The organism is Brevibacillus ginsengisoli, from assembly GCF_050113715.1.
Taxonomy (GTDB): Bacteria; Bacillota; Bacilli; order Brevibacillales; family Brevibacillaceae; genus Brevibacillus_H; species Brevibacillus_H ginsengisoli.
Map to the genome: position 1 here is coordinate 63,985 of NZ_JBNJQR010000001.1, position 21,254 is coordinate 85,238.

Consider the following 21,254-nt stretch of genomic DNA (forward strand, 5'->3'; position numbering starts at 1 on the left):
GTTGTGACGGTTTTGTTATAATGAGTACATAATTTTTCTTTAGTGGTCAGACCACTTAGCAAGATATACATCCGCAAAAATGAAACGGAGTGGTTATGGTGTCCAATTTAAGAGACGAAGCACTTGAACTTCACAGAAAGCATCAAGGAAAACTGGAATCAGTTTCCAAGATCCCTTTACGCAGTGCATATGATTTGAGCCTCGCCTATTCTCCAGGTGTTGCGGAACCCTGCAAAGAAATCTTTGATGATCCAACCAAAGTATACGAATATACCATTAAAGGTAATCTGGTAGCCGTTGTAAGTGACGGAACAGCTGTACTTGGTCTTGGCAACATTGGGCCAGAAGCGGCGATGCCGGTTATGGAAGGAAAAGCACTTCTGTTCAAAGCGTTTGCAGGTGTAGATGCCTTCCCGATTTGCTTAAATACAACGGATATTGAAAAAATCATCGAGACGGTTAAGCTTCTTGAGCCTACCTTTGGCGGTGTGAATTTAGAGGATATTGCGGCACCGGCTTGCTTCATTATTGAAGAACGCCTGAAAAAAGAAGCCAATATTCCAGTATTTCATGATGATCAGCACGGAACAGCGATTGTTACGGCTGCGGGCTTGATTAATGCCCTGAAAGTAGTCAACAAACAAATCGACCAAATCCGCGTGGTAGTCAATGGTGCAGGCGCTGCCGGGATTGCGATTATCAAATTGCTTCTCAGCATGGGCGTACAAGAGATTCTCATGTGCGATACCAAAGGGATTGTCTATGAAGGTCGTCCTTTCGGTATGAATCCGGTGAAGGAGCGAGTGGCAGAAGTAACAAACCGCTCCAAGATTTCTGGCGAGTTGAAAGACGCGATGGTAGGAGCAGACGTATTCGTTGGTGTATCCGCTGCTGGTGCTGTAACACAAGAAATGGTGAAATCCATGAATCGTGACGCGATTATTTTTGCCATGGCGAACCCGACTCCTGAGATCTTGCCAAACGAAGCGAAGCAAGCGGGTGCGGCTGTCATTGGTACAGGACGTTCCGACTTCCCGAATCAGGTTAATAACGTATTGGCCTTCCCAGGAATTTTCCGTGGTGCGTTGGATACATACTCCACAAGCATCAATGAAGAGATGAAATTGGCCGCCGTACATGCCATTGCAAGCCTGATTTCCGCTGAAGAATTGAATGCGGATAAAGTCATTCCATCTCCATTTGACCCGCGCGTAGCTCCACTTGTTGCGTATGAGGTTGCGAAAGCAGCAATGAAGAGCGGTGTAGCGCGTAAAGAGGTAGACCCTGAAGAGGTACGTGTCAAAACAGAGAAGCTGGCATCTATTGCCTACCAACAATCCTAATAACGGTTCTACTCTCACCAAAAGGCTCGGCAATTACCGAGTGTTCCCAATAGGAGGTGTAGAGTATGCTCGACTCTTCGCAGGAACGGAAAGCATACGAAGGAATTCTGTTACAAATTCACGAGATTATGCAGCGTGAGAACCTGCGACCCGGCGATAAACTCCCTTCCGAGCGCGATTTATCCGAAGCGCTTGGAGCGGGACGTTCATCCGTTCGTGAGGCGCTTCGGGCGCTTGAGCTTTTGGGGCTGATCGAAACACGCCGCGGGGAAGGTACTTTTTTACGAAACTATCGGCAAAATCGATTAATTGATATTTTAGGTTACTTTATTCTGCGGGATGCCAAGACCAAGAAAGATCTGGTCGAAATGCGTAAAATCCTGGAGCTGGAAGCTGTGCGGTTGGCATGCCGGAGGGCTTCGGCCAAGCATTTTGAAGAAATGGAAAGAATTTTGGCAGTGGCGTGGGAAAGAGTGGAACGCGGAGAAATTCCAATGGAGGAAGATTACCAGTTTCATCGCGTCATTTGCCGCTCCAGTCGCAACTCGGTGCTGCACCGGATTTGGGCACCCCTTATCGAATACAGTGAAAGTGTCCGTAACAGTTCATTGTCGCGAGAAGGGCGGGCCCGAGTGGCACTGGAGGAACATCGAGAGATTATGCTTGCGATTCGTGAAGGTGAAGAAGAGAAGGCAGTAGCCCATATGCGCGCCCACCTCGACAATAGCAAACTGTAATTCCCTTTATCGGTTTGCGGCAACAATCGGCACTGTGATATGATGATGCAGATTACAGTGTTTATGGGTTGATATTAAGAGGAGGAAGCATCATGTGGACTGTCATCTACATCGCTCCTAGCGCCAAGATAGCCGAACGAATTCAGCAGCGCTTGACAGATGAAGGATTCCTGGTGAAGGTTCGCGAAGCAAGAGTGTCCAAGCAATACGAGATTCTTGTACCAGGAAGCGAACTTCTTGAAGTCCAAGAGGTACTCAGCACCATCCTTCACTGACCATTATTGTGGGGTGTTTCTGTGCTTAAAGATCTTTTTGGTAAGAAGCGTAAATTCGCTACGATTCCAACTGAAAACATAGGGCGTACGCCTTCTTTAGAACCTAAAGAAAGTAAAGAGTTGAAAGAGCCTAAGGAAGTTCCAGAAGGTCTGATGCATAAATGTTCTCAATGTGGAAACATTCATTATTCCAAAGACCTTGATAAAAACCTGCGAGTATGCCGCGGTTGCAATCATCATTTTGCGATGAGTGCGCCGGAGAGAATACAGGCTTTATTGGATGAGGGCAAGTTGGTAGAAGAATTCGACGCGGATCTGATCTCAACCAATCCGCTCAATTTCCCAGGTTATTCAGAAAAAGCGCAACAGGATCGGGAACTAACCAACTTGAATGAAGCGGTTATTACCGGAGAAGGACTTCTGGATGGCCATCGGGTTGTGCTTGGGGTCATGGATGCCAGATTCCGGATGGGAAGTATGGGATCGGTTGTCGGAGAAAAAATTACCAGAGCCATCGAACAAGCCATTGAACGAAAGCTTCCTTTCATCTTGTTCAGTGCCTCGGGTGGGGCGCGCATGCAAGAAGGTGTGCTCAGTTTGATGCAAATGGCCAAAACAAGCGCCGCGCTTGCCAAATTAAGTGAATCGAAGCTTTTGTTCATTTCCGTGTTGACGAATCCAACAACTGGTGGTGTATCAGCAAGCTTTGCGTCCTTAGGCGATTACAACATTGGCGAGCCGGGAGCGTTGATTGGCTTTGCTGGTCGCCGAATTATTGAACAAACCATTCGCCAGGAGCTGCCAAAGGATTTCCAAACGGCAGAGTTTTTGCTCAAACATGGTCAACTCGATATGGTCGTGCATCGCAAAGAAATGCGTGAAACATTAGCCAAAATTGTAGAGATGCACGCGGATCGGGAGGTAGTGTAACATGGCGGGAGAATTAGCGTTTGAGAAACCGCTAGTCGAACTGCAAGACAAAATTAAAGAACTGCGACGTTTTACCGAAGAGAAAGGGATCGATTTCTCGGATGAAGTGGTTCGATTAGAGCAGAGGGCCAAGGATTTGGCGGATCAGATCTATGGGAATTTAACGCCGTGGCAACGAGTCCAAATCGCTCGTCATCAAGAGAGACCGACTACTCTTGAATATATTGAGAGAATCTTTACTGACTTTTTGGAATTACACGGAGACCGTCTGTATGGTGACGATTCCTCGATTGTCGGTGGTATCGCCAAATTGGACGGGTTACCGGTAACGGTCATTGGGCATCAAAAAGGGAAAGATACCAAGGAAAATATCTCTCGCAACTTCGGAATGCCGCATCCGGAAGGCTACCGCAAAGCCTTGCGCTTGATGGAGCAAGCCAATAAATTTGGTCGTCCGATTATCACCTTCATCAATACGCAAGGAGCCTATCCGGGCAAAGCGGCGGAGGAGCGCGGACAAAGTGAAGCGATCGCGCGCAATCTATTAGAAATGGCAAGCTTCCAAGTTCCGATTCTCTGCGTGGTTATCGGAGAAGGAGGAAGCGGAGGAGCGCTCGCGATCAGCGTAGGTAACCGAATCTATATGTTGGAGAATTCGGTTTACTCCGTAATATCTCCTGAAGGTGCAGCAGCTTTGTTGTGGAAAGACTCGAGCCTTGCGATGCGAGCTGCGGAGACCATGAAAATTACCGCGCCTGATTTGCTGGAATTAGGGGTTATTGATGGCGTTATTGCAGAACCTTTTGGCGGTGCTCATCGTGACGTGAATGAGCAAGCTCACCTCGTGAAAGAGCAGCTTGTACAAGGACTGCGTGAACTGATGACGATGTCGCCTGAAGAATTAGTACAGGATCGGTATGATAAGTTTAAAAAGATGGGTGAATATACTTCTCTGTAATACAGGGGAGTATTTTTTTTGCACTATTTTTCTTACGTGAAATCTGTTACAATCGAGTCGTATCAAGGCTTGGAGGCATTTGTTTAACAGCATGGCACATTATTTGAATAGGTGTAACAGAAATTATTATTAATTATAACAGTATGACACAAGCAAGACGAACAGATTCGGTATATTACATACTGTTCAAGATTCAAGCCATGCTAATTGTAGAAATTAATAATGAGGTGAATTGTAATGAAAAAAATGGCGGTTTTAACGAGTGGAGGAGACGCACCTGGAATGAACGCGGCAGTCCGCGCAGCGGTACGACGCGCTGTTTATCACGGGGTTCAAATGTATGGAGTATATCATGGATACGATGGGCTAATCCGAGGAGACATTAAAGAAATGACCCTCGGTTCCGTAGGGGATATTATTCACCGTGGAGGAACGATTCTGTACACAGCGCGCAGCCAAGAGTTCAGAACAGAAGAAGGTCAGCAAAAAGCGATTGAACAACTCAAGAAGCATGGCATTGAAGGATTAATCGTCATTGGTGGAGATGGATCTTTCCGCGGAGCGCAGAAGCTGACCCAAAAAGGCTTCCCAACCATCGGAATCCCAGGCACAATTGACAACGATATTCCATGCACAGATTTCACGATTGGTTTTGATACAGCGCTCAACACCATCGTGGAAGCAATCGATAAAATCAGGGATACGGCAACTTCACACGAACGTACCTACATTATCGAGGTAATGGGACGTGACGCGGGCGACCTGGCTTTATGGGCAGGACTGGCTGCGGGAGCGGAATCCATCATTATTCCTGAGGCTGATAAGGATATGGATGATATTGTGGAACGCTTGCATGCGGGTCATCGTCGTGGTAAAAAACATTCCATCATCATCGTAGCGGAAGGTGTGGGTAGCGCTACAGAATATGCTGAGATGATTAAATCCCGTACCGGCTGGGAGACCCGGGTAACCGTACTTGGTCATATCCAACGTGGGGGCTCACCTACCGCGAACGACCGAATGCTAGCAAGCCGTATGGGTGCAGCCGCTGTAGATTTGCTCTTGGAAGGTAAAGCTGACCGAATGGTGGGTATCTCCAACAACCAAATCGTTGACGTTGATATTGACGAAGCGCTTGCGAAGAAACACACCTTGGATTTATCTGTTTATCAGCTTGCTCGTACATTGTCCATTTAAAGCAATTCTCCAACAACTTTTTAGACTTACATATACGGGAGGTAATTCAATTGTTACGGAAGGCAAAAATCGTATGTACGATCGGACCAGCAAGTGAATCGGTTGAGATGTTGAAACAAATGATCGAAGCAGGGATGAACGTAGCCCGGCTGAATTTTTCTCACGGATCCCATGAGGAGCACGCGGCTAGAATTGTGAACATTCGTCAAGCGTGTAAAGAGACAGGCAAGCACATTGCCATCTTGTTGGATACCAAAGGCCCAGAGATTCGCACCAGGGATTTAACCACAGATTACGTTGAATTAGTGGAGAACAACACGATCATCCTTACCACTGAAGATGTTCTTGGAACAGTAGAGCGCGTCTCCATTACGTACGAAGATTTGCCGCAGGATGTTGAAGTTGGCAGCACAATCCTCATTGATGACGGCTTAATTGGACTTACCGTTGAAAAGATCGAGGGGACCGAAATCTATTGCCGAATCAAGAATGGCGGGATCCTCAAAAATAAAAAAGGCGTCAACGTTCCAGGGGTTAAAATTAAACTGCCGGGCATAACCGAAAAAGACGCGGCGGATATTGAATTTGGTATTCGTCAAAATGTAGACTTCATTGCCGCGTCTTTTGTGCGCAAGGCCGCGGATATTTTAGAGATCCGTGAAATTTTGGAGCGTCATAATGCCAAGATTGACATCATTCCTAAGATCGAGAATGAAGAAGGCGTACAGAATGTAGACGAGATTCTCGCTGTCTCTGATGGCCTAATGGTAGCGCGTGGAGACTTGGGTGTAGAAATCCCGGTAGAAGAAGTGCCAATGGTTCAGAAGAAATTGATCGAGAAGTGCAATTTGCTGGGTAAACCAGTTATTACGGCGACTCAAATGCTTGATTCCATGCAGCGTAACCCTCGTCCGACTCGTGCGGAAGCAAGCGACGTGGCGAATGCTATTTTTGACGGAACAGACGCGATTATGCTGTCTGGAGAAACAGCTGCCGGTAAATATCCGCTTGAATCTGTAGAAACCATGAACCGCATTGCTATGCGCGCGGAACAGGAACTGAACTATCGTGAAATCCTCGATAGCCATACAATGCGCCAACAAATGACGATTACCGATGCGATCAGTCAAGCTGTAGCCAATTCTGCGCTTGATTTGAAGGCTTCAGCGATTTTAACCGCGACTGAAAGCGGTCATACCGCTCGTATGGTTGCGAAATATCGTCCAAAAGCACCAATCATTGCCGTAACCCCTCACGAGGATGTACTTCGCCGTCTTTCTCTGGTCAACGGCGTATATCCACTGATTGGACCAGTTGCCGAGACAACCGATGAGATGCTGGAAATTTCTGTGCGTGAATCTTTGAACGCAGGATTTGTTCGTCATGGTGATTTGGTAGTGATCACTGCTGGTGTACCTGTTCGTGAAACAGGCACAACCAACCTGATGAAAATTCACGTGATCGGCGATGTGGTTGCCAAAGGACAAGGAATTGGCCGCAAAGTCATAACCGGCAAAGTCATTATTGCCCGCTCCGCATCTGAAGCGATTGAAAAAATGGAGGATGGAGCCGTTTTGGTGACATATGGAACGGACTCCGACACCATCGAGACATTTAAACGCGCAGGTGCCGTCATTACTGAGGAAGGCGGACTCACCTCTCATGCGGCAATCGTTGGGTTGAACCTTAGCGTGCCTGTCATTGTTGGTGTTGAACGGGCAACCAGCAAGCTGAAAGAAGGAACAATTGTCACAGTTGATTCAGAAAGAGGCCACATTTACACGGGAGCTACCCGCGTACTCTAATAGTGTGAAGAACGAACTAGAGCAGACTGTCTGATTGGATCAGACGGCCTGCTCTTATTTCATAATCTGGTGTCGAGGAAGCCTTTTCGTGAATGTGGTAAAATAAATGAATAGGGACAAGAGATTGATTGGGTAAAAGGAGAGATTATGCCATGCGCTTGACTGACTATAAAACCATCCAATTTCGGGTACGTTATTCGGAAACAGACCAGATGGGGGTGGTCTATCATACCAATTATTTGAATTGGTTTGAGATTGGACGAACCTCGTTTATTCGGGATTTGGGATTTTCCTATCGGCAACTGGAGGAACAGGGTGTTTTGTTGCCTGTGACAGATGCTGCGATTTCTTTTAAATCACCTGCTCGTTATGACGATATGGTGGAGGTGCGCACAATCATCGAAGAGTTGACTCCCTTACGTCTTCATTTCCGATATGAGATTGTCAATTTGGACACCGACACACTGCTTGTGCATGGTCAAACCCAGCATGTCTTCACGAACCCGGCATTGAGGCCCATCCGATTGAATCGAAGCCTTCCAGACATGTATGCCATGTTAGAAACCGAATGGAACCTTTCACGTAAGAATAAATAAGTACGTTAGGCAAGAGACAAGTGATAAGGGTGTGATCATCATGTTTCGTATTTTGCTGGTATTATTTATTATCGTTCCTGCTATAGAGCTATGGGGATTAATCTCTGTTGGCAAGGTTATTGGTCCTTGGTGGACGGTTCTTTTGGTCATCTTCACAAGTGTATTGGGGGCCTGGCTTGCCAAGAAGGAAGGCTTACAGGTATTACGCAACTTTCAGATGCAGACATCACGTGGACAAATGCCGACCGATTCCATTATCGATGGGATTTTAGTCATGATCGGTGCCATTCTGTTGATTACTCCAGGATTTGTAACGGATGTGTTTGGAATCTTTTTTCTTATTCCTTACACCCGAATGATCATCCGTTATTTCTTTAAAAAATGGCTGTGGAACATGATGTCAACGGGCAAGATTCAGTTTTTCTTCCGAAGATAAATCCTCCTATGGAAAAACCCCCTTCGCTAAGGCGTAAGGGGGTTTCCTTTGATATAGCGCCACACGTCCTGAAAGATCCTTGCGCGAATCAGCGCGTTGATCAACACAAGCGAGACAGGACCGATGATCAAACCGAGGAATCCGAACAGCTTCAGTCCGGTGAACATGGCAATCAGGGCAAGCAGCGGTTCAAGTCCTACGTTATCGGCAAGTACTTTTGGTTCGATGATCTGGCGAGCGATAATGCCAACCGCATACAGAATGGACAAACCAATCACCAGTGAATAGTTCCCTTTAAAGAACAAGTAGACGATCCACGGTACGAAGACGGTTCCTGTTCCCAGATACGGCAACAGGTCCACGATCCCTGTCAAAAGCCCAATCGTAATCGCGTAATTGACGCGTAAAATAAGAAGTCCAACGATCACAATGGCAGCCGTGATGGAGATGATGGTCATTTGAGCTTTGACGAATCCGAACAACGCATTGCGCAGATCGAGAATGATGGTATCCAACCGACTATTTAGGACGTTGGGTAAAATCCTTCTTACACGGGTGCGCCACAGGTAAAAGTCTTTACTGATGAAGAATGCGGCCAAGAGTGAAATCACCGAAATCGTTGCCAGATTTGGAAGCGAAACCAGCAGATTTTTGATCCCTTGCAAGAAACCGAGGACGATATCTTGTCCGGCCTGCGAGATCGTTTTGAGCGCACTGCCCACATTAGCGTCGATGGTTGATTTATAGCCTGGATCTAGCTGTTGGTAGAAGAATGTCAGCTGATTATAGATCCCCATCAAAAAGTCTTGGCTAATTGTTCGTTGCAGGTAATGCGTAAGCTCATCCGTAAATGTAGGAAGCATTGTGATGAGCTGTCCAATTTCTAAAACTGTTTCCGTAATCACGAGTGTAAGCAAACCGCCGATAATCCCCAATAATAATAGAAGAACAATCAGAACAGATAGCCACCTTGGAATTCGTCCCTTTTTGGAGAGAAAGGTAACGGGCCGATTGACCATGACCGCAATGATTAACCCAATGAGAAATGGGAACAGTAATGGTGTTAGAAAATGGATGAGCTTGAACGAAGCATACGTAATTAGGATGACGAACAACAACCTTGAGATTTGGAAGATACGTTGAAGTAAACGTACCAACATTTCTTGAGCCAGGGTAACCACTCCCATCTTGGTAAAAAACGCCACTTAAGCAAAATTTTTAACGCATAAGTTGTGTAACCTTATTGTAACTATTATGCCGTAAGCTTAGTTGCATAGGCAAGATCAGGTATAAATGTGACAGTTTATACGATTTTTATTCACAAAATCGTAAATATCTTTTATAATTATTGTCGAAATAACGTTTTAATTCTTCTTTTTATCCCATGTGAAAAGAGAATACATTTATCCGATGTATCTTCTCCCTTGCTGCAAGAAAAGGTGTCTCTCGCTTTCATCCCTTCTTCCACCATACAGATGAAATATCGAAAGATGCCTTTATAAAGCGCGTAACATACGAATTGGTGGTAAAAGGAAGATGGCCTCACAACCTACTAGAGAGACCATTTTACGGAAAAGGAGAGAGTTCTTATGACAGCAACTCGAGGACTAGAAGGAGTCGTCGCTGCTCAATCATCTATCTGCGCTATCGTTGACGGTGTATTAAGCTATGGCGGTATCAATGTAGATGAATTAGCTGAAAACGCTACCTTTGAAGAAGTGGTGTATTTACTGTGGCATGGAGCGCTACCGAAGCGCGATCAGCTGGAAAAGCTACAAAAAGAGTTAGGTGCCAACGCCGTTGTTCCACAAGAAGTAATTGATAGCATCCGTTCTTATCCGCATGGAGTGCATCCAATGGCAGCCCTGCGTACAGCTGTCTCTTCGCTAGCTCTCTACGACTCGGAAGCACAAGATATGTCGTCAGAAGCGAACTATCGCAAAGCCATCCGTTTGTTGGCTCAAACCCCAACAATTGTAGCGGCATTTGAGCGTATCCGCAAAGGATTGCAGCCAGTAGCTCCAAATCCTAACTTTACGGTTGCTCAAAATTTCCTTTACATGCTAACAGGCCAAGAGCCAACCGCAACAGCAGTAAAAGCTTTTGACACCGCTCTCATTTTACACGCTGACCATGAATTCAACGCGTCTACCTTCGCTGCCCGCGTAACGGTTGCTACGTTGACTGACATGTACTCTGGTGTTGTATCCGCAATCGGAACGTTGAAAGGTCCACTTCACGGGGGAGCTAACGAAGCGGTTGCCAAAATGCTTACCGAAATCGGTTCTATGGATCGTGTAGAATCTTGGGTTCGTGAAGCGCTTGACAACAAAGTGAAAATCATGGGCTTCGGTCACCGCGTGTATAAAGACGGTGATCCTCGCGCAAAATGGCTTCGTCAAATGTCTAAAGAATTGACTAAGCAAATCGGGCGCGAAGAGCTTTATGAAATGTCCGTTAAAATCGAAGAAATGGTAACAGGTGAAAAAGGTTTGAAACCAAATGTTGATTTCTACTCCGCATCTGTTTACATCTCTCTTGGATTAGAAATTGATTTGTTCACTCCGATTTTCGCCATCAGCCGCATGTCGGGTTGGACAGCTCACATTATGGAACAATATGAAAATAACCGTTTGATCCGTCCACGCGCAGATTATACAGGACCGGTTAATAAACATTATGTTCCAATCGATCAACGATAAACTTCATTGCAGAAAGTAAGGTGAACTACTACTGTAGCGCTGGACTCTTGGCGCTTCATAGTAGTTCTCCTTCTGCTGTTACCGAGGTTATCACTATATACTTAGCAGTAATATACTAACCGTCTGGAGTGATTACTTTGTTTAAGAACTTGTCCTTGCCAACAACTGGCGAAAAAATTACAGTAGATAATGGTAAAATGATCGTACCTAATAACCCGATTATTCCTTTCATTGAAGGAGACGGTACAGGACCAGACATCTGGAACTCATCTGTTCGTGTATTGGACGCTGCTGTAGAAAAAGCTTACAAAGGTGAGAAAAAAATCGCTTGGTTTGAAGTTTTTGCTGGTGAAAAAGCGTTCAACCAATATGGTGAATGGCTTCCTGAAGATACATTAACCGCAATTCGCGAATACCTGATCGCAATCAAAGGTCCTTTGACTACTCCAGTTGGCGGCGGTATCCGTTCCATCAACGTAGCTCTTCGTCAAGAGTTGGACTTGTATGCTTGCGTACGTCCAGTTCAATACTTCGATGGCGTTCCATCTCCTGTTAAACACCCTGAACTGACTGACATGGTTATTTTCCGTGAGAATACTGAAGATATCTATGCGGGTGTTGAGTGGCAAGAAGGTACACCTGAAGTGAAAAAAGTAATCGAGTTCTTGCAAAAAGAAATGGGCGTTAAGAAAATCCGCTTCCCTGAGACTTCCGGTATCGGTATCAAGCCTGTTTCCAAAGATGGTACTGAGCGCCTTGTTCGTGCGGCGATTGAATATGCGATCGACAACAAGCGTAAATCTGTAACCCTTGTACACAAAGGAAACATCATGAAGTTTACTGAAGGTGCGTTCAAAACTTGGGGTTATGCAGTAGCTGAAGCTGAATACGGTGATAAAGTATTCACTTGGGCACAATACGATCGCATTAAAGCTGAAGGCGGCGACGCTGACAAAGCACAAAAAGAAGCGGAAGCAGCAGGCAAAATCATCGTGAAAGATGTCATTGCGGATGCGTTCTTGCAACAAATTTTGACTCGTCCAGCTGAATACGATGTAGTAGCGACACTTAACCTGAACGGTGACTATATCTCCGACGCGCTTGCTGCTCAAGTTGGCGGTATCGGTATCGCTCCAGGAGCAAACATTAACTACTTGACTGGTCACGCAATTTTCGAAGCAACTCATGGTACAGCTCCGAAATATGCTGGTTTGGATAAAGTAAACCCATCTTCTGTGATCCTTTCTGGTGAAATGATGCTTCGTCACCTTGGATGGAATGAAGCGGCTGATTTGTTGATCAACGCAATGGAGAAAACCATCTCCGATAAAACCGTTACTTACGATTTCGCTCGTTTGATGGACGGTGCAACTGAACTCAAATGCTCTGAGTTCGGCGACGCTTTGATCAAAAACCTGTAAGAATCACCTAATTGAATAGAATAAACAAGTAAAAATTGGAGGGGAATTACGATGACAAACGCTCGTAAAAAAATCGCGGTTATCGGTAGTGGATTCACTGGTGCAACAACTGCGTTCATCCTCGGACAAAAAGAGCTTGGCGATGTAGTATTGGTTGATATTCCGCAATTGGAAAACCCAACCAAAGGTAAAGCTCTTGACATGATGGAATCTTCCCCAGTTCTTGGCTTTGACGCGAACATCACAGGTACTGCAAACTACGAGGATATCAAAGATGCTGCCCTTGTTATCATCACAGCAGGTATCGCCCGTAAACCTGGTATGTCCCGCGACGATTTGGTTAACACCAACGCTGGCATCATGCGTTCTGTAGCTGAGCAAGTAAAAACCTATGCGCCAAACTCCATCGTTCTTGTTCTCTCTAACCCAGTAGACGCTATGACCTACACATTCTTCAAAACGTCCGGCTTCCCAAAAGAGCGCGTAATCGGACAATCCGGCGTATTGGATACTGCGCGTTTCCGTACGTTCGTAGCAGAAGAGTTGAAGGTGTCTGTAGAGGACGTAACTGGCTTCGTATTGGGTGGACACGGTGATGACATGGTTCCACTAGTACGCTACTCCTATGCTGGCGGTATTCCTCTCCAAAGCTTGATCCCACAAGATCGTTTGGATGCCATCGTAGAACGTACCCGCAAAGGCGGCGGCGAAATCGTTAACTTGTTGGGTAATGGTTCTGCTTACTACGCTCCAGCGGCTTCTCTCGTTCAAATGGCTGAAGCGATCTTGAAGGACAAGAAACGCATCTTGCCTTCCATCGCTTACCTTGAAGGAGAATACGGCTATAGCGATCTTTACCTTGGCGTTCCAACTTTGTTGGGTGCTAACGGTATCGAGAAAATTATGGAACTTGAATTGCTTCCAGAAGAAAAAGCGGCGCTTGATAAATCCGCTGACTCCGTACGCAACGTCATGAAAGTTTTGGCGTAAGTTAACAACTTCAAAGGTGTTCTGCTTAAAGCAGGACACCTTTTTTTAATATCGGAATGTTTAATGCATTACAGAGATAAAGCAGTTAAACATTCCGTCCACTCGCGTAAGCCCACCGAAGAAAAGACTTCGTCCGCTCGAAGCTCATTTTAAGCGAAACATAGCGAAGTGAACGGAGCGGACAGTAGATACTTCAAGCGAGCTTAAACAGAGCGGGAAGGGACGAAGTCTTTTCTTAACAGAAAAATTACTTGTCACACATATTTGCTTCTGGCAGACTAAAATAGTAGAATTCTGTCAATTGAACAAACTATTGATAGGATGGGGAAAGGGGCCTTTCAATTTGAAGCAGTATATGAAGCTGGGATTATTGCCATTTTTCTTTGCCATTTTGCTTATGGTTGCAAGCGGTTGTAGTTTGCAAGCAAGCTCTGAGGAAGTGGCTCAAGCGAAGAAAGATTTCATCGAAATAGTTGATCAAGTGAACGTAGAAGCTCCTAACGGCATCAAGGTGTTGACAGATGTCCGCGACATGTACAAAAAAGGAGAAGTAAAACGGACGAAGGTACAAAATACCATTTCGAATGGAATGGGTATTAACGATAATATCTATGCCGATGTGGTATCCGCTCATATTCCATCAGAACTCGAACCGTTCCGTGACCGATTAATGAAGGCTTTGGATAAACGGAAAGAGGGTTATCAAGCATTATTTGACGCGTTCGATAAGAACGATCCGAGCAAAGAGCCTGCGGCGGATGCTAAAATAGCGGAGTCTATTGAGGATTTGCGCAAAATTCAAAAAGATATTGATCCATTTCGTAAGTAGGGGGAACCTCTGACGTGACAAAAATTTTAGTGGTTGATGATGAACTGTCTATCTCCAAACTACTCCAGTTTAACTTGGAAAAAGCAGGATATGAGTGTATTGTTGCTCACGATGGACTTCAGGCGCTAGAAATGGCCCATCGGGAAAAGCCCGACTTTATTGTTCTTGATCTGATGCTTCCGAAAATGGATGGCATGGATGTTTGTAAAACCCTTCGACAGGAAAAGGTTCAAACGCCGATTCTCATTCTTACAGCAAAAGATGATGAATTGGACAAGATTTTAGGACTGGAACTGGGAGCCGATGACTATTTGACGAAGCCATTTAGTCCTCGTGAGGTGGTGGCTCGCGTTAAAGCCATTTTACGACGCATTCAGCCGATGCCTCAGAAAAGCGCGGTAGACGAAGAGGTTATGATTTCATTCGGTAAGATTCGTCTGTTCCCAGAGAAATACGAAGTTTACCGCGGCGAGGATAAAGTAGAGCTTACTCCTAAAGAATTTGAACTCCTGCAGCATCTTGCTTCCAATCAAGGAAGAGTCATGACTCGTGACCAATTGCTGAATGCGGTATGGAATTATGACTTCATTGGAGATTCTCGGATTGTGGACGTGCATATCAGTCATCTGCGTGAAAAACTTGAAGAAGACACCAAGAACCCGCATTATATTAAAACGGTACGTGGCTTAGGATACAAATTGGAAGGTTAATTTGTCTGGAGGAGAGATATGTACCGATTTCGGCTAAAGCTTAATTTGACTATTCTCGGTCTAATCTCTGTTGTCCTATTGCTGATGGGCGTCTACTTTGCCAAGATCCTGGAACAATCCTACATGCAAAATCTATCCGATCTGCTTGGCAAGGAAGCTCAAATGGTTTCGGAAGTGGTACATGATCCCGAGATTTTTAACAATCAGGTTGCATTACATGGGAGAGTGCAAAGCATAGCCCAAACCTCCGAATCGAGAATCACGATTATTAATCGACTTGGGGAAGTGAAGCTGGATACGAATAGCGATCCTGGACATATGGAGAACCACCGGAATCGACCGGAGTTTGAGAGTGCGCTTAGCGGACACAAAGGCACGTCTATTCGATTTAGCGAAACATTGGGCTACGATATGATGTATATAGCGGTCCCGGTTCTTTCGAATGGCGAAGTTATCGGTGCTGTACGCTCGGCTATGTCTGTGGAATACATTGTCCAGACGATCCACCATATGTGGTACAGCTTGGCAACCGGACTGTTCATCACGTTGATCCTCGGCACACTGGTAAGTTCTCAAATCGCAAAAAGTATTACAAGGCCGATTGAAGAGATTACACGGGTTGCGCGAAACATTACCCAGCGTCAATACGAGAGCCGTGTGAGACTGAAAGCTAAGGATGAGATCGGCCAATTGGCGGCCGCGATCAATTTTATGGCATCCAGCTTGGAACAGCAAATGTACGAGATTTCGGAGAATCAACAGCGGCTGACTGGGGTTTTAACCAATATGGTGAGCGGTGTACTGGTTGTGACCGAGAACCGGCGAATCATGCTGGTGAATCCGGCAGTGGAGCAGCTGTTAGGTACTCATCAAAGTGAATTGGTAGGTAAACTTCATATTGAAGCGGGGCGCAACTTTGGACTGAGCCAATACATTGATAAATGTATCGATACCGGTCAAAAAGTACGTGAGGAAGTACACATCTATTATCCGCAGGAACGCATACTCGACGTCAATATTGCCCCTTATATCAATATCAAAGGAGAAGCCAAAGGGGTTGTCACGGTCCTTCACGATATCACAGAAATCCGTCGTTTAGAGAAGATGCGAAGTGATTTCGTCGCCAATGTGTCGCACGAGCTGCGAACTCCGATTACATCCATTAAAGGCTTTACAGAGACTTTGTTGGATGGGGCGATGCAGGATGAAGAAGTCTGCCGCAACTTTTTACAAATTATCTATGATGAGAGTGAACGATTGTTCCGCTTAATTGTCGATATTCTGGACTTGTCCAAAATTGAGCAGAAGCGAGTCTCTTTATCTCAGGGCAAGGTAGATGTGACAGAGGTAGCGAGAGAGGTAGTGGCTCTTGTCCAAGAGCAAATTCAGCGAAAAGAACACACCGTAGAGCTTCCGATGAAAGACCCTGTACTCATTACCACAGATAAAGATTGTCTCAGGCAGATTCTATTAAATCTGGTGGCCAATGCGGTCGCCTATACGCCTGAGAATGGTCTGATCGCCATTGAGGTTAACAAGCGTGAGGATGAGGTGGAGATTATCATTCGCGATTCAGGGATTGGGATTCCAGAGAAGGACCTCTCGCGGATTTTTGAGCGATTCTACAGAGTAGACAAGGCAAGGTCCAGAGATTCTGGGGGGACCGGACTGGGTCTTGCGATCGTCAAACATCTATGTGAGCTGCTGCGCGGGCATATCAGCGTGCAAAGCGTCGAGGGAGAGGGAACAACCTTTACCGTACGTCTACCAATGAACTATCTGGATCACCGGTTCTAAGCAAATTTTACAAAAAGATAACATTATATTAAAAATAGGTACATATAAACGATGTAAGATTGTTTGGTGAATTCAAAGTAGCATCGAGAGGAGGCCTTTACATGGCTAGACATGCGTTTGAGGTTCAAGTAGACAGTTTGCATCGTAAGCTTCTTTCGATGGGTACACTCGTGGAAGAAGCGATTCATAAAGCCATAAAGAGCCTTGTTGATCGCGATTTGACGCTTGCGGAAGAAGTTATTAGCCATGATGGCGTAATAAATCAGCTGGAGCAAGAAATTGAAACAGGCTGCATGCAACTAATCGCGCTACAGCAACCAGTCGGTTCTGACTTGCGTCGATTGGGTACCATGCTGAAGTTGGTAACCGATCTGGAGAGAATGGGTGATCACGCCGTCTCTATCGCAAAAACGACTCGTAGACTAATGAATGAAGCCTATCCTAAACCATTGATCGATATTCCTGAGATGGCCAATCACGTAAAAGCGATGGTGCGTGATAGTTTGAATGCTTACATTGCAAAGGACAGGCAATTAGCAGAAGTCGTTGCTCTTCGAGATGACATCGTGGATAAATTTTACTCCAAGATTTTTTCCGATCTAATCTCGGTCATGACCAAACAGCAGCAGACGATTTCGCAAGGAACCCATCTGCTTTTGGTAGCGCAATATCTAGAACGAATCGCTGATCATGTTACCAACATTTGTGAGCGAATAATCTACTTGGACACAGGGAAAATGACAGATCTGAATAAGTAGCGAGCGAAGCAAATAGGCTAACCGTGAATCGGGATGCCTATTTTTGCTTATTTCTCCAATAGCGTGTACGAATTGAGTGAAAAAAGAAGGTGTTTGATCAAAATTCGCAGAAGGGTATTATATATAGTAGGACACATATGGTACGGAAAAAGGGGGAGAACCGGTGGAAGGAAGAGATCTTCTTCATCCGGACTATTTTATTAATCGGGAATTGAGCTGGCTCGCGTTTAATGCTCGCGTGTTGGAGGAAGGCTTAGATGAGTCCAATCCAGTACTGGAGCGATTGAAATTCTTGGCAATCGTCTCCTCTAACCTGGATGAGTTCTTTATGGTTCGTGTCGCTGGTTTGAAGGATCAGGTAAAAGTGAATTTCAACAAGCATGATTCCTCAGGATATACACCGAAAGAACAGCTGCGCATGATCAACTCACGGGGACATCAGATGGTACAAAGACAATATCAATGTTTCAACCGTGAGATTATCCCGCTTCTTTCAGAAAAAGGAATTCATTTCCTAGGTGCTGATCAGCTGACGGCAGAGCAGGAGTTATTTTTAAGCGATTATTTTGATTATCATATTTATCCGGTCCTTACTCCGTTGGCTGTCGATCAAAGCCGACCCTTTCCTTTATTGTTGAACAAAAGCTTGAATCTAGCGGTTATGCTGGAGCGTAAGAAGTCGAAGTCTAGCAAAAAGGTGTTTGCGGTCGTGCAAGTGCCTGCCGTGCTCTCCCGATATATTGAGCTTCCGAGCAAGAACGAAAAAGAATTTATCTTGCTGGAAAATGTCATCAAGATGTACAGCAATCGTCTGTTTAAAGGAAATGATGTTTGTTCCGTCCATCCATTCCGAATTACCCGCAACGCGGATATGACGCTGGATGAAGAAGGGGCAGAAGACCTTCTGAAGGAAATTGAAAAAGAATTGAAGAAACGCAAATGGGGAGCGGCTGTCCGCTTGGAAATCGACGCGCAAATGGATGACGATGTACGGAAGATTCTCCAAGAGGCGATGGAGATTCACCCCCGTGATATTTACCCGATTGATGGCCCGCTAGATTTGACTAAATTCATGAGTTTCACCCAATTAGAAGGCTATGACCATTTGCGTAATGAGACCATGGTGCCGCAGCCTGCCGCCGATTTAATCGGGGAAGAGGATATTTTTGAAGCAATTGCTGAACGGGATATTCTCGTCCATTTGCCGTTCGAATCGTTCGATAGTGTGGTTGATTTTGTTACCAAGGCGGCGGTAGATCCTTCAGTGATGGCCATCAAGCAGACACTGTATCGAGTCAGTGGAGATTCACCAATTGTGAAGGCGCTTGCGACAGCCGCCGAGAACGGCAAACAAGTGACGGTCTTGGTTGAACTGAAGGCTCGATTCGACGAAGAAAATAATATTCATTGGGCCCGTCAACTGGAGAAGTCCGGTTGTCAGGTCATTTACGGTTTAGTTGGGTTGAAAACGCATTGTAAAATTACGCTTGTGGTCCGTAAAGAAGGGGATCACATTCGCCGGTATGTGCATTTAAGCACGGGAAATTACAATAATAGTACCGCTAGATTGTATACCGACCTTGGACTCTTTACGAGCAACCCGCAGATTGGTGTAGATGCGTCGGCGTTATTTAATGACTTGTCCGGCTACTCAGAGCCGCCGGAATGGCATAAGCTGGAGGCTGCGCCTAAAGGGCTTCGCCGCAAGTTCCGCGAAATGATCCGTCGCGAAATCGAGAAGCACACACCAGAGAAACCGGGGCGCATCATCGCCAAGATGAATTCACTGACGGACGAGAAAATCATCTCTTCGCTGTATGAGGCTTCATGTGCAGGTGTTCAGATTGATTTGATTATTAGAGGAATTTGTTGCTTGCGGCCTGGCATCCCCGGTGTTAGCGAAAACATTCAGGTTCGCAGTATTATTGATCGGTTCCTCGAACATAGCCGAATCTTTTATTTTGGAAACGGTGGAGAACCTGAGGTGTATCTGTCCAGCGCGGATTGGATGACTCGTAATCTGGATCGTCGCGTAGAGCTTCTTTTCCCGATCGAGCAGCCTAACCTGGTGGAACGAGTCACTCAAATTCTGCGTGTCTATCTGAGAGACAACACCAAAGCAAGAGTGCTTGATTCAACAGGAACCTATCACCGGATATCTCCGGAAGAAGGCCAGGAAGCCGTGAACAGCCAGCTTTACTTTTTCCAGTGGACAAGTGAATTGGCGGAACAAAAACGCCAGGAAATTGAAAGTGCTCCGTATAAGCCAGCAGAAGAGTGGGTCTTGTGACCTGCTCTTTTTTTCTGAAAGTAATTCTGCCTCTTCGCCCATACTATTCGGGGAGGTGAGTCTGGTATGCTTGAGATGATGTTGGCTGCCTTATTGTACACGCAAACGGCTCCGGTTGTTCCGTCTAGAGATGAATTGGTGATCTATGCGAATCAACAGCCTGTTGGCAAGCTGAGCCGAGAAGAAATCACTTTATCTGTGTTAGGGTGGCCTCATTATGATGAAGACAAGCTCCTGAAACGGCTGAACCGATTAGCCCAAAGGATGTATAAGGCTCCTAGGAACGCGCGTTTTGACAAGATGGGAATCGTAATCCCTGAACAGGCGGGTTTGAAGCTCAATCAAAAAGCGATGCTCCAACGGGTGCTTGCCTTCTATTACGGGCAAAGCAACCAAGAGATTCAAGCACCTGTGACGCCGATTTATCCCAAGGTGGATCGTTCGTTGCTTCGGCAGCTGGGGCAAAAACAAATTGGGTCGTACGTGACGTATTATCGGCAACACAACGAGAATCGAGCGCATAATATTCATCTCGCTTCACAAGCGATTAACAGTCACGTGGTCTTTCCAGGAGAGACATTCTCGTTTAATCAGGTGGTTGGCAGGCGTACCCCTGCCAAAGGGTATAAGCCAGCGCCGATTATTGTAAAAGGAGAGTTCTCCGAAGACATAGGGGGAGGAATTTGTCAGGTATCCTCCACCTTGTTTAATGCTGTAGATCGCGCAGGGCTAAAGATCATCAACCGCTACTCCCACAGTCGTGAAGTGCCCTATGTTCCCCCGGGACGTGATGCGACGGTGAGCTGGGGCGGTCCCGATTTTTCGTTTCGCAATGAGTACTCGCACCCCGTTCTCATCCGATCATTTTCACGCCAGGGACAGATCGTCATTTCTGTCTATTCGTTTGAGGAACTGGAGTATGAACCAAGAATTGTACCTGAAGCGACCAAGCTGTTGCCACAAGAGGTGGAAGAGATAACAGAAGAACTGGAGGATTTCCATTTCAGTCCCATATCAGAGGTCTTTCCAGATTGACCATACGCATGTGCTGTAAAAATTGACCCGCATGAACCGCATCATGGTAAGCGATTCGCAAAAGCATGTCTCCTACATATCGTTGATAGTCAACATCACTTTGGTCAATTAGCCGAGACTCTAATTCTTCTGCTGTGAGAGATTGAACATAGGCGATAAAATCATCGAAGTACGGTTCCGCTAATTCGATTTCACTCTCAACCGAAAGAATCGGTTCTTCTTCAAACGGGGGAGGGATCTGTGTTTGGAGTGACCCGTTGTTTATTAACACCATGTGATAGTAATAGCTCCCACTCCAAACGTGACGGATCATTTCTCCGAAGGACATCGCTTCTTTGTCAGGCCGCCAAGTCAACCAACTATCAGGAAGAGACCTCCATAACTTGATGGAGCGGCGACGGGTTTCTTTTAAATTCAAAATGCTAAGATCAATTGCGTTCAATAG

General features: G+C 45.7%; 20 protein-coding genes. 18 read left to right on the top strand and 2 right to left on the bottom strand.

Features of this window, described 5'->3' with window-relative positions:
- Positions 1-98 precede the first annotated feature (98 nt).
- From ystJ to ACQCN2_RS00360, 9 genes are all read left to right on the top strand, one after another.
- Positions 99-1,343: an NADP-dependent malic enzyme gene (gene ystJ, locus ACQCN2_RS00320; RefSeq protein WP_426927498.1), complete on the top strand. Its 1,245-nt coding sequence runs from the start codon at positions 99-101 to the stop codon at positions 1,341-1,343.
- 65 nt (positions 1,344-1,408) lie between these two features.
- The gene (locus tag ACQCN2_RS00325) at positions 1,409-2,080 is read left to right on the top strand and encodes a FadR/GntR family transcriptional regulator (protein WP_426926891.1); all 672 of its coding nucleotides are present in this window, start codon (positions 1,409-1,411) and stop codon (positions 2,078-2,080) included.
- 92 nt (positions 2,081-2,172) lie between these two features.
- The gene (locus ACQCN2_RS00330; protein WP_426926892.1) at positions 2,173-2,355 is read left to right on the top strand and encodes a glutamate decarboxylase; all 183 of its coding nucleotides are present in this window, start codon (positions 2,173-2,175) and stop codon (positions 2,353-2,355) included.
- 21 nt (positions 2,356-2,376) lie between these two features.
- Positions 2,377-3,285, top strand: a complete 909-nt coding sequence (gene accD, locus ACQCN2_RS00335) for an acetyl-CoA carboxylase, carboxyltransferase subunit beta (protein ID WP_426926893.1) — start codon at positions 2,377-2,379, stop codon at positions 3,283-3,285.
- Position 3,286: 1 nt separating this feature from the next.
- Positions 3,287-4,243 carry an acetyl-CoA carboxylase carboxyl transferase subunit alpha gene (gene accA / locus ACQCN2_RS00340; RefSeq protein ID WP_426926894.1) on the top strand — a complete coding sequence of 319 codons (957 nt, stop codon included), beginning with the start codon at positions 3,287-3,289 and terminating at the stop codon, positions 4,241-4,243.
- Between the two features lie 237 nt (positions 4,244-4,480).
- Complete coding sequence (gene pfkA, locus ACQCN2_RS00345) at positions 4,481-5,440, top strand: 6-phosphofructokinase (RefSeq protein ID WP_426926895.1); 960 nt, start codon at positions 4,481-4,483, stop codon at positions 5,438-5,440.
- 50 nt (positions 5,441-5,490) lie between these two features.
- Positions 5,491-7,245, top strand: coding sequence for a pyruvate kinase (gene pyk, locus ACQCN2_RS00350; RefSeq protein ID WP_426926896.1), 1,755 nt, complete (start codon positions 5,491-5,493; stop codon positions 7,243-7,245).
- Between the two features lie 152 nt (positions 7,246-7,397).
- The gene (locus ACQCN2_RS00355) at positions 7,398-7,841 is read left to right on the top strand and encodes an acyl-CoA thioesterase (RefSeq protein ID WP_426926897.1); all 444 of its coding nucleotides are present in this window, start codon (positions 7,398-7,400) and stop codon (positions 7,839-7,841) included.
- Between the two features lie 40 nt (positions 7,842-7,881).
- Positions 7,882-8,277, top strand: a complete 396-nt coding sequence (locus tag ACQCN2_RS00360; protein WP_426926898.1) for an FxsA family protein — start codon at positions 7,882-7,884, stop codon at positions 8,275-8,277.
- Between the two features lie 26 nt (positions 8,278-8,303).
- Here ACQCN2_RS00360 and ytvI read toward each other — a convergent pair whose 3' ends face one another.
- A complete protein-coding gene (ytvI, locus tag ACQCN2_RS00365) occupies positions 8,304-9,464 on the bottom strand; it encodes a sporulation integral membrane protein YtvI (RefSeq protein WP_426926899.1) in 1,161 nt (386 codons plus the stop codon).
- 402 nt (positions 9,465-9,866) lie between these two features.
- On the opposite strand from ytvI, the gene citZ reads away from it, so the two are divergent.
- The 9 genes from citZ to ACQCN2_RS00410 all read left to right on the top strand — a co-directional run bounded on the left by citZ (position 9,867) and on the right by ACQCN2_RS00410 (position 20,809).
- Positions 9,867-10,979: a citrate synthase gene (gene citZ, locus ACQCN2_RS00370; RefSeq protein WP_426926900.1), complete on the top strand. Its 1,113-nt coding sequence runs from the start codon at positions 9,867-9,869 to the stop codon at positions 10,977-10,979.
- A gap of 137 nt (positions 10,980-11,116) precedes the next feature.
- Complete coding sequence (icd, locus tag ACQCN2_RS00375; protein ID WP_426926901.1) at positions 11,117-12,400, top strand: NADP-dependent isocitrate dehydrogenase; 1,284 nt, start codon at positions 11,117-11,119, stop codon at positions 12,398-12,400.
- Positions 12,401-12,451: 51 nt separating this feature from the next.
- A complete protein-coding gene (mdh, locus tag ACQCN2_RS00380) occupies positions 12,452-13,390 on the top strand; it encodes a malate dehydrogenase (protein WP_426926902.1) in 939 nt (312 codons plus the stop codon).
- A gap of 343 nt (positions 13,391-13,733) precedes the next feature.
- Positions 13,734-14,219, top strand: a complete 486-nt coding sequence (locus tag ACQCN2_RS00385; protein ID WP_426926903.1) for a hypothetical protein — start codon at positions 13,734-13,736, stop codon at positions 14,217-14,219.
- 14 nt (positions 14,220-14,233) lie between these two features.
- The gene (locus ACQCN2_RS00390; RefSeq protein ID WP_426926904.1) at positions 14,234-14,929 is read left to right on the top strand and encodes a winged helix-turn-helix domain-containing protein; all 696 of its coding nucleotides are present in this window, start codon (positions 14,234-14,236) and stop codon (positions 14,927-14,929) included.
- 18 nt (positions 14,930-14,947) lie between these two features.
- A complete protein-coding gene (gene pnpS / locus ACQCN2_RS00395) occupies positions 14,948-16,726 on the top strand; it encodes a two-component system histidine kinase PnpS (RefSeq protein WP_426926905.1) in 1,779 nt (592 codons plus the stop codon).
- A 101-nt stretch (positions 16,727-16,827) separates the two neighbouring features.
- Entirely contained in the window at positions 16,828-17,484 is a 657-nt protein-coding gene (gene phoU, locus ACQCN2_RS00400) for a phosphate signaling complex protein PhoU (protein WP_426926906.1), read from the top strand.
- A 163-nt stretch (positions 17,485-17,647) separates the two neighbouring features.
- Complete coding sequence (locus tag ACQCN2_RS00405) at positions 17,648-19,774, top strand: RNA degradosome polyphosphate kinase (RefSeq protein ID WP_426926907.1); 2,127 nt, start codon at positions 17,648-17,650, stop codon at positions 19,772-19,774.
- A 66-nt stretch (positions 19,775-19,840) separates the two neighbouring features.
- Entirely contained in the window at positions 19,841-20,809 is a 969-nt protein-coding gene (locus ACQCN2_RS00410) for a VanW family protein (RefSeq protein WP_426926908.1), read from the top strand.
- Here the strand turns inward: ACQCN2_RS00410 and ACQCN2_RS00415 are convergent.
- Positions 20,778-21,251 carry a DinB family protein gene (locus tag ACQCN2_RS00415; RefSeq protein ID WP_426926909.1) on the bottom strand — a complete coding sequence of 158 codons (474 nt, stop codon included), beginning with the start codon at positions 21,249-21,251 and terminating at the stop codon, positions 20,778-20,780. The genes ACQCN2_RS00410 and ACQCN2_RS00415 overlap by 32 nt on opposite strands.
- Positions 21,252-21,254 lie beyond the last annotated feature (3 nt).

Bases quoted from the DNA above. Each gene is read 5' to 3' on its own strand.
- ACQCN2_RS00330 (WP_426926892.1), top strand. From the start codon at position 2,173: ATGTGGACTGTCATCTACATCGCTCCTAGCGCCAAGATAGCCGAACGA.
- pnpS (WP_426926905.1), top strand. From the start codon at position 14,948: ATGTACCGATTTCGGCTAAAGCTTAATTTGACTATTCTCGGTCTAATC.
- ACQCN2_RS00410 (WP_426926908.1), top strand. From the start codon at position 19,841: ATGCTTGAGATGATGTTGGCTGCCTTATTGTACACGCAAACGGCTCCG.
- ACQCN2_RS00355 (WP_426926897.1), top strand. From the start codon at position 7,398: ATGCGCTTGACTGACTATAAAACCATCCAATTTCGGGTACGTTATTCG.
- accA (WP_426926894.1), top strand. From the start codon at position 3,287: ATGGCGGGAGAATTAGCGTTTGAGAAACCGCTAGTCGAACTGCAAGAC.
- ytvI (WP_426926899.1), bottom strand. From the start codon at position 9,464: ATGGGAGTGGTTACCCTGGCTCAAGAAATGTTGGTACGTTTACTTCAA.
- ACQCN2_RS00360 (WP_426926898.1), top strand. From the start codon at position 7,882: ATGTTTCGTATTTTGCTGGTATTATTTATTATCGTTCCTGCTATAGAG.
- citZ (WP_426926900.1), top strand. From the start codon at position 9,867: ATGACAGCAACTCGAGGACTAGAAGGAGTCGTCGCTGCTCAATCATCT.
- pfkA (WP_426926895.1), top strand. From the start codon at position 4,481: ATGAAAAAAATGGCGGTTTTAACGAGTGGAGGAGACGCACCTGGAATG.
- mdh (WP_426926902.1), top strand. From the start codon at position 12,452: ATGACAAACGCTCGTAAAAAAATCGCGGTTATCGGTAGTGGATTCACT.
- ACQCN2_RS00325 (WP_426926891.1), top strand. From the start codon at position 1,409: ATGCTCGACTCTTCGCAGGAACGGAAAGCATACGAAGGAATTCTGTTA.
- phoU (WP_426926906.1), top strand. From the start codon at position 16,828: ATGGCTAGACATGCGTTTGAGGTTCAAGTAGACAGTTTGCATCGTAAG.